The sequence below is a fragment of the Natronolimnohabitans sp. A-GB9 genome, assembly GCF_030848565.1.
In the GTDB taxonomy this organism is placed as follows: domain Archaea; phylum Halobacteriota; class Halobacteria; order Halobacteriales; family Natrialbaceae; genus Natronolimnohabitans.
Genome location: NZ_JAVDDV010000063.1, coordinates 1 through 1160 on the forward strand (window position 1 = coordinate 1; position 1160 = coordinate 1160).

At 45.3% G+C, this 1160-nt stretch carries 2 protein-coding genes; both read right to left on the reverse strand.

Features of this window, described 5'->3' with window-relative positions; genetic code table 11:
• Window positions 1-483: hypothetical protein (locus RBH26_RS21290; protein WP_306760371.1), on the reverse strand; the 483-nt coding region annotated here is incomplete at its 3' end.
• Between the two features lie 44 nt (window positions 484-527).
• Window positions 528-1160: hypothetical protein (locus tag RBH26_RS21295; protein ID WP_306760372.1), on the reverse strand; the 633-nt coding region annotated here is incomplete at its 5' end.

The following is a 1160-nucleotide window of genomic DNA, read 5'->3' on the forward strand; positions in this document are numbered from 1 at the left end:
ATACCGTAAAGTCTTATCTCCGTCCTTGTCTTGGGCCTTTTTTACTTCCTCAAATTCAGGTGCGTCATGAAGTCGAGTCCATCGGAGAATTTGCTTAATCGGGTTGAGTTGATTTTCAACAGCCGGGGTTCCAGCGATCTTCTTGTAGGTAGCTTTTGCTAGCGCCTGATCGAGATTATCCCGAAGTCGTTGTCTTGCATTAATGAATCCTTCATTGATCTCGTCCCGGGACTTTAAATCAATAATATATTGTCCGTCATTAACTTCAGCAGATAGGTCAGCTATATCATCAACAGCAATATATTTGATGACACGATCCCTGTGGGGTCGGCAATCACTGACGTCTTTTGGGAAGGAGTTTCCAATCGAAAGTGAGACGCTTCCATTTTCGGCCTCATAGAAATCAGAGAGGTATGTTCCACTACCGTACACTTGTTGCAGATGTCGTTCAATATGGGGAACTGGCTCCTCGTCGTTGCTCACAGAGACTTCAAGTGTAGTTGGAGTAATAGATGTATGACTCATTTTTAGTACTCCGTGAGCCGTTTCTGTTCGGTAGCTTCAACCCACAGTGTACTTGTACTTTCGAGTCGCCCTTTCCATGCTCTGAGGAACATCGGCTTGTCAACTTCAGTTGCTTCCATTCCATTATTGCTACTAACTTGACTGTACCGGAGAGGATCATAGAGTAACACAGAATCGTGGTTTAAAGCCATAACAAGAACACGTAACTTCCGAGCATGTCCGTTTTTGTCCATTTGGATATCATATTCAGGAGGATCATATCGTTCTAAAGCTAACTCCACGGCCGGATAGGAGTACTGGGGTTCCTCAATTTTGGTACGAAGATCATCGGCTGTCAGACCGTCCTCATATCGTGCTTCAAAAGGAAGATCGTTGAACTCGGCCGATAGTCGAGTTTCGATATCTAGTGATACTGGTCCGATCTCCCGTTGGTCACAAACTTCTCGAATGACATGCTCACTAAGTTCGATTGCATTCGGGACATCAGGGTGGGAAGCAAATTCCCGCAGCATATTCTTAATTACGTTCGGGAGGTCTCTGTCCAATCGACTTTGCGCTCCGAACGGCGAGATGTCCTCAGATACCCGGTTTCGATCGTCTATAGTGAGAGTCATTTGATCCGGATATTCCCCTTT